Consider the following 6,567-nt stretch of genomic DNA (forward strand, 5'->3'; position numbering starts at 1 on the left):
AATCTGTCGGATTTGTTAGAGCCGAAATCGTTGAAAAGACAACCAAGTATCAGGCGCAGATAGCCACGGCCAACATGACACTTCTCATCAATGATGTGGAGCTGAGCATTCCTCAATGTACGCCAGCGACCTATCTTGCTGAACTCATTGGAGCGTTGTCATGAAAGGTATGCTCAGCGCGCCAGAGATTTACCTTTATCGTGAAAGCGTCGATTTTAGAAAGCCCATTAATGGTCTTGCAGCGATTATCGAAAACGACACGAACTTACCTCTTGGCAGTGGTGCGCTGTTTCTGTTTACCAATAAACAGCGCGATAAGATCAAGGTGCTGTACTGGGATAAAACAGGCTTCGCCCTCTGGTATAAACGCCTCGAAAAAGCCAAGTATAAGTGGCCTTCAAAAGAGAAAAATCAGGTGTTTACCCTCACTCAATTTGAGCTTGATAGACTGCTTTCAGGCTTCACAATTATCGGCCATGAACCCGTAAAAATAAACGATTTTCCAATGAGCTAATCGAGAATAAAGCCTTATATACCAAGCGTTAACGGCACAACTTCAGTATAATCAATGCCATGGAAAAGACGCCAAATATCAACCCAGAAAGCCAAGATATTGCCGAGCTACAAGCGATGGTGAAAGCCCTGATGCTCTCGCAAGAGCAGAAGGAATCGTAATGGCAACAAGAGCGCTAATCGCTGCTTGAACAACTCAAACTCGCCTTCGACCGCCAGTTCGCTAAACGCTCGGAGGCGTTAAAGCCTTACGATGAATCACAAGGTGACCTCTTCAACAAAGCGGAATGTGAAGCCGTTAAAGAAGACGAGGTTGAGGTAACAACCACGACCACAACGAAAAAGCGCGGTAAACGTAAACCTCTGCCTAAGACCTTACCTCGTGAGGTTATCGAACTCGATTTAGACGACCATGAAAAGCAGTGCGCTTGCTGCAATCATAGCCTGCATAAAATCGGGGAAGACCGCAGCGAGAAGCTAGAGTTCACGCCTGCGGTACTCAAGGTGTTGGAATATGTTCGCCCTAAGTACGCTTGCCGCCAGTGCGAGAAAACAAGCGACAGCAGCCATATCGTTCAGAAGCCATCCCCTCAGAGTCTCATCCCTAAAAGCTTCGCCACAGAAAGCTTGCTGGCCAACATCATTCTTGGCAAATACCAGTACGCGATGCCACTTTATCGCCAAGAATCGCTGTTTACCCAGTCGGGTATCGAGTTATCACGCACCACGTCATAATCTGGCGATTATGGGTGGTTGTCTTTATTAACTGATTGAAATTTATTGGTATTTAGTTTTTTTTTTTTAGTGTTACGGCATGCTTGATAGCGTTCTACGGTTCAAAATTGCCCCTGTAAACAGGAGCTTGAAATGAAAAAAATATCTCTTACTCAGCGATTTGTCGAGCGCGTTAAACCGACTTCGACCACACAAGAATACTATGATACCAAGGTGTCTACGCTGTATTTACGAGTCTACCCGTCAGGGAGGCGCGTGTTTTTCGTTCGTTTTCAGCACAACGGATTGAGGAGGAATCATAAGTTAGGTGGCGCGTTAGATTGCTCTTTACGTCAAGCAAGGCGAGAAGCCTTGCAGCTTGTTGAGCAGGTGCGCAGTCCAAAAATGGAAACCTTGCCCTCCATAACGCTGCAGGCTTTTGGCCAAGAGTTTTTTAAGCGTTATCCTCGTCATTGGAAACCGAACACTTTGAAAAAGAACGAAAGTGCCTTTCGTCTTCAGATCGCGCCTTATCTTGGAGATAGGGAAGTGCAATCCATTGTTCGAAAGGATGTTGAACAGTGGTTTACCCAGTTAAGCCATGTGAAAGGCTCAGCCAACCAAGCGTTAGTGTTGCTGTCGGTTATGATGCAGCAATGTGAAGCGTGGGAGTATCGTACTAAAAATACCAATCCTTGCCGTGGTTTCAAGCGTTATAAAGCAGGGGAGGTAGCGCGCTATCTTAGTAAAGACGAATTGCGTCAACTCTGGCGAGTGTTAGATACGTTAGAGGGCGATAACCCAGCTAAGGTTATGATGATACGTCTGCTGATATACACAGGTTGCCGCTCATCGGAAGTGAGAACCTTGCAATGGAAAGAGTACCGAGGTAATCACTGGCATTTATTAGACAGTAAAACGGGGGCGAAAACGGTTTACCTTTGCTCACAAGTCAGAGCTTATCTTGATGCATGGCAATCAGAGAGTCATTACGTGTTTCCGGCCCCTTGTAACACCCAACCTATATCAACCAATCAGTTGGGTATCTTCTGGCGACAGGCTCGCCAGTTGGCCGGATTGGAAGGCGTGCGCTTGCATGATTTACGTCACACCTATGCCAGTATTGCCATTCAGTCGAAGGTAAACTTGATCGTGCTTAGTCGCCTTTTGGGGCATGCTGAAGCAGAAACGACGCTAAAGTACGCGCATTTGGGACGTGAGGACGTATGTCAGGCGGCTTCTCATGTGTCGGGTGTACTCGTTAAGGGGATGCGCTCATGAAGTCACTGTTATTCACTTCTAAAGTCATTCAATCACTGAATTCAAAAACTCGAACGTATACGGTGTGGGATACTCAAGTGCCAGCGTTAGGGGTTCGAGTTTATACCGATGGTCGTCGTTTCTATGTGACTCATTTATCCATTCCCAATCAGACGTTGGCGGCAGTGGGGCAACTGACACTAAAAAAGTAAGACAACACGTACGCGCTTTACAAGCCTCTTTTTTAGACAAAGAGACGAAACCGATACGGTTGATCCGCTTTGATGCTTTGGTGAAAGAAGAGTGGACGGATAAGGTCTGCAAGGGATGGAAACTGAGTACACAAGGGACTGCGTCGAGCGCCTTAAAAAGGCATTTGTTGCCCGAGTTTGGACGTTTTCCTGTCAGCCGTATTGATTCGTGTCATGTACATCGCTGGTTTGATGAATTGAGTCAGAGTTACGCAGGGACAGCTAATCGTAATCTTGATGTGCTTCGTTCTATCTTCAAATATGCGGTGAAGCAAGGTTATTGCATGAACAACCCTTGTGATGGTCTTAAGCAAAATCGCAAAAAAAAACTCAATCGTTTTTTGAGTTTGGATGAGTTAGCGCGACTGCAGAAGGCATTAACGGTGGTCAGCCAGCAAGGTGAACTGGAAGCGTGCTGTTGTCAGGTGCTAAAACTGGTGCTGTTAACGGGGTGTCGAATTTCAGAGGTAACAGGACTGCAATGGTCGTTTGTTAAAGGCAGGGAGTGGCACTTGCCGGACAGTAAAACGGGTGCGAAGGTGGTGTATGTGGGCAAGGAAGCGCAGCAAGTCCTTTCAGACATACCACAGCAAGTATGGGCGCATCGTAGCGAATCACACGATGATGTGTTTATGCCCTTGCGTCGTTTTGTGAGTCGGTCGACTAAGGTTAGTATGGTCTGGCAACAGGTGCGAGCCTTAGCCCATATCGAGGATGTTCGCATTCACGATTTGCGTCATACCTTTGCCAGTTATGCGGTGTTAGAGGGGTATCCTATCCCAATGGTGTCGAAACTGTTGGGTCACACGCGTATTTCATCCACGCTTCGTTATGCTCATGTGGATGATGCGCAGGTCTCACAATCTGCTGAGGCGATAGGGGAAGTTATGAGTGGAATATTATCAGGCCAGTTTGTGAATAACCTTAAAACTCGAAAAGTGAGAGCCTCCAAACCTAAGCCGACGAAATCTCCCTTCAAACGCAGAGGAAGACCTATCAAAGCAGTACCTGAACTTACCGATGAGGAGGTTGAACGGTTTAGATATGAAGTGGATTTTTGGGAATGGTGATTAAAATCTCTGTTGGAATAAAGCCATGACTAAACTTAAAGTGCTAGTGTTGAGCATTTTTAAGAGAAGAAAATAGCTTGCCGTATGCGTATTTTCACCTGACCAGATCATCCAATAACATCCATCGAGATCGCTAGTTCCCTTTTGTTCAGCTCGAACGATGACAATAAAGTGGAGATTTGGTTATTAATCACAGCAAGTTATCTGACCAAGAGTCCTACAAGCCCATTTGAATTTCACCAGTTTTCCGAATTAGCAGGCTATCAAGTAAAGGGATTGCTTCTATTGAGTGAACCTCGTCCCCCTTTTCAATTGATGATGAAAAGAAGTACTCCTTTTCATCGGTCTCCACACAATATTGACCATTGCCTAATAGTTGAGCACAGTCATTGGCAAGGTAAGATGCATCGGTGCCTGGGATGGAAACCTGCTGAGGAAGCTAGTTCCATCCTTGTAGGAGTAGAACTATGGTCGATAATTAAAAAATGGACAGCTCAATAATCCTGAAGGATTATCTGCTTGGGAGACATTTTAGATACAGCAGCCTAATTGCATCTAAAAATCAGTGCGCATGCAGTGCAACTAAACTTTATGACACAACCAGTAAGACAAGAGTACGAAGAGATATTAATGATGTTAGTGAACTTGATTTGCGTACGTATTATAGTGTCTATCAGAGACACCAACCTGCTCTAACATCCGTTGTTTATCTTTTAGTTGCGTTTGAATTACTTTTTGAGACTGTATTTGTCTATTGAAAAATTGCTGTAGATATTGATGCAATTGACGCAAGAAACGAGTCTTACCACAGCCGTTTTCACCTGTGATTATGAGATTCTTACCATTTAGATTAGTGATAACACGCTTATCGTTTGTACCAATTAATTTAAAATCTATTGATTCAATCATGCTTTTAACCAGTTATGAGACTGATTGATATTCTACAAGGTAAGGTTGTAAGTACCAACTACATGATTTGCCATACTTCTAATTATTAATGAACTTCTAAATTAGCATAATCAATGACACATTTCTGTCCATCTTTGAGCCAGCTGGCTCTGTGATGTGCGTGTGATATGCGGCTAATTTTGAATGTTGGTGGAGCAAGCCGAGTTGCTTCACACCATAAAGGAGAGGGAAGCTTGCTTAACAGTAGTTGCTGCGTGCTTCCTCTAAGTCCTCTTGAGCTTGGCGCATAGCTTCCATTAACTCTTCGTCAGAGATAGCTCCATTTCGATACAAGTCCGCCATCTGGACGTGATGGTTGCAAGATTCCGTATGATTTTTTGTGCTTCTACTAGTTCTTCTTTAAATATACTTGTCTACATTCGATATTAAGGCTTAGTAACTGTGAGTCAAACAGCATGAACGATTTATTTATCATGATTTCTGTCTACTACGTGTTGGTCTGTTCTGATATTCGCCGTTAGCTGTAATCTCATCATTTTTAGCCTGTATTTTGGGGGTGAAAGTGCCCCTGTATAAGAGAAATTTGGTGTTAATGTAAAAACAGTGTGGTCAAATCTACACCCCAGCCCCTTTCAATAGGGGCGTTTTTAATCGATAATTTAAGCTCTTAGAGAAAACAAAGACTAATTGGAAAGCGTTCCAAAAATGCCCCTGTATTTTCAATTCTTCACCACACACCACGCTAAATCGTAAACGATTTAAATGATTGTCTGTGATGAATTTAAAACCTATAAAAACAATGACTTATGCTTAATAGTGGAGGCGAAATAGAGCGTGAAAAAATTTTCAAAATCTCAACTAATTAGCCGCTGAAATCCCAGTGTGAAAATATGTAATTACATTGAATTATCATTGGCGCCTTTCTGTGTAAGGGATTGTGGTGATTTCAATCTAAATTCAATGGGATTTAATTAAATTGTTATTTATCCCTTTATCGGTAAGGTTGTAGCGGTTTTTTCAAAACTAAGTACAATGGGTTTACATTGAGAATTTATTGGATTTCATTGAGGCTTAAAGGTGGGCTTCATTGACATTCATTGAGGAGAAAAAGCTAAATTATGTCACGTTCTTACCCTTTACAAAGCTCCCTTCGAGGGAAGCTAGAGCAAGATTTTAAGAAGTTCAGAGACAGAGAAAAGTTAAGTGATGCCGAGGCAACTCGTCAGCTTTTTACCTTGGCGTTGCGTATCAAACTGAATGACAGTGACGATGAGCGGCCGTCGAACCGTGAGTTGATGGAAGAAACGTATCGTAGAGTTAGGCAGGTACAAGGCGTGCTAAATTTAAATTTGGCGCATAGCTTTGATGGGGAGGGGTATTATAAGAATAAAGCGGATTCGATTGAGCAAAGAAAATCCAACACCGCTTTGGTTGATAAAAGCGTCGATGAATATCTTGAAGGCGAAAAAAAAGGGTAGCAGCAGCTACCCTTTTATTATCGCTCTAACTCTCTGTCGATTTCTCTGTCTTCCCAATGGCTCTCTTTCTCTGATTGATTAAATTCCATCTCTTGCTGAGGGGAATATTCTTTTGGCTCAAAGTGTTCGAGTGATTGGCTGTCGGTTTCTTTTTTATCATTATAGTTGATGGTGTCTAATTCATTCTCTTGATGAGAAGAGTGTGCTTCACTTAATTCAATATCATGCGCGCTGTTATCCCTATCTAACTTATCAATGCACGATTTGATGTCATCTTTTAGGTTATCATCTGACATGAATTGAATGTCTCGGCCATGAAAGTTCTCGACGATTTTTTCAATGTTGTTCGGGTTTAAATCGTGATTGCCATGA

7 protein-coding genes and 2 pseudogenes are annotated in these 6,567 nt (G+C 43.1%); 7 read left to right on the forward strand and 2 right to left on the reverse strand.

Annotation, left to right across the window (positions count from 1 at the left end):
* From ACED25_RS22720 to ACED25_RS22745, 6 genes and pseudogenes are all read left to right on the forward strand, one after another.
* Positions 1–164 (forward strand): annotated as a pseudogene (locus ACED25_RS22720) (IS66 family insertion sequence element accessory protein TnpB); the annotation flags it as partial.
* Positions 161–514, forward strand: coding sequence for an IS66 family insertion sequence element accessory protein TnpB (tnpB, locus tag ACED25_RS22725; protein WP_371696185.1), 354 nt, complete (start codon positions 161–163; stop codon positions 512–514). The pseudogene ACED25_RS22720 and the gene tnpB, both read left to right, overlap by 4 nt.
* 59 nt (positions 515–573) lie before the next feature.
* A pseudogene (locus tag ACED25_RS22730) lies at positions 574–1,242 on the forward strand (IS66 family transposase zinc-finger binding domain-containing protein); the annotation flags it as partial.
* A gap of 138 nt (positions 1,243–1,380) precedes the next feature.
* Positions 1,381–2,508, forward strand: coding sequence for a tyrosine-type recombinase/integrase (locus tag ACED25_RS22735; protein ID WP_371696186.1), 1,128 nt, complete (start codon positions 1,381–1,383; stop codon positions 2,506–2,508).
* On the forward strand, positions 2,505–2,699 hold the full coding sequence (locus ACED25_RS22740; protein WP_371696189.1) for a hypothetical protein: 195 nt from the start codon (positions 2,505–2,507) through the stop codon (positions 2,697–2,699). The genes ACED25_RS22735 and ACED25_RS22740 overlap by 4 nt, the downstream gene beginning before the upstream one ends.
* A gap of 80 nt (positions 2,700–2,779) precedes the next feature.
* Positions 2,780–3,808 carry a tyrosine-type recombinase/integrase gene (locus tag ACED25_RS22745; protein ID WP_371696192.1) on the forward strand — a complete coding sequence of 343 codons (1,029 nt, stop codon included), beginning with the start codon at positions 2,780–2,782 and terminating at the stop codon, positions 3,806–3,808.
* A 636-nt stretch (positions 3,809–4,444) separates the two neighbouring features.
* Here the strand turns inward: ACED25_RS22745 and ACED25_RS22750 are convergent.
* Positions 4,445–4,717: a hypothetical protein gene (locus tag ACED25_RS22750; RefSeq protein WP_371696194.1), complete on the reverse strand. Its 273-nt coding sequence runs from the start codon at positions 4,715–4,717 to the stop codon at positions 4,445–4,447.
* Between the two features lie 1,118 nt (positions 4,718–5,835).
* Between ACED25_RS22750 and ACED25_RS22755 the strand changes: the two genes are divergently transcribed.
* Positions 5,836–6,195: a hypothetical protein gene (locus ACED25_RS22755; protein WP_016790675.1), complete on the forward strand. Its 360-nt coding sequence runs from the start codon at positions 5,836–5,838 to the stop codon at positions 6,193–6,195.
* 17 nt (positions 6,196–6,212) lie between these two features.
* On the opposite strand, the gene ACED25_RS22760 is transcribed toward ACED25_RS22755, so the two are convergent.
* The coding region (locus ACED25_RS22760; protein WP_371696195.1) for a hypothetical protein at positions 6,213–6,567 on the reverse strand (355 nt) is incomplete at its 5' end.

The sequence above is a fragment of the Vibrio sp. 1F263 genome (assembly GCF_041439035.1).
In the GTDB taxonomy this organism is placed as follows: Bacteria; Pseudomonadota; Gammaproteobacteria; order Enterobacterales; family Vibrionaceae; genus Vibrio; species Vibrio tasmaniensis_A.

What these genes read in the sequence shown, in the direction of transcription:
- tnpB (WP_371696185.1), top strand. Translation starts at nt 161, where the DNA reads ATGAAAGGTATGCTCAGCGCGCCAGAGATTTACCTTTATCGTGAAAGC.
- ACED25_RS22735 (WP_371696186.1), top strand. Translation starts at nt 1,381, where the DNA reads ATGAAAAAAATATCTCTTACTCAGCGATTTGTCGAGCGCGTTAAACCG.
- ACED25_RS22740 (WP_371696189.1), top strand. Translation starts at nt 2,505, where the DNA reads ATGAAGTCACTGTTATTCACTTCTAAAGTCATTCAATCACTGAATTCA.
- ACED25_RS22750 (WP_371696194.1), bottom strand. Translation starts at nt 4,717, where the DNA reads ATGATTGAATCAATAGATTTTAAATTAATTGGTACAAACGATAAGCGT.
- ACED25_RS22755 (WP_016790675.1), top strand. Translation starts at nt 5,836, where the DNA reads ATGTCACGTTCTTACCCTTTACAAAGCTCCCTTCGAGGGAAGCTAGAG.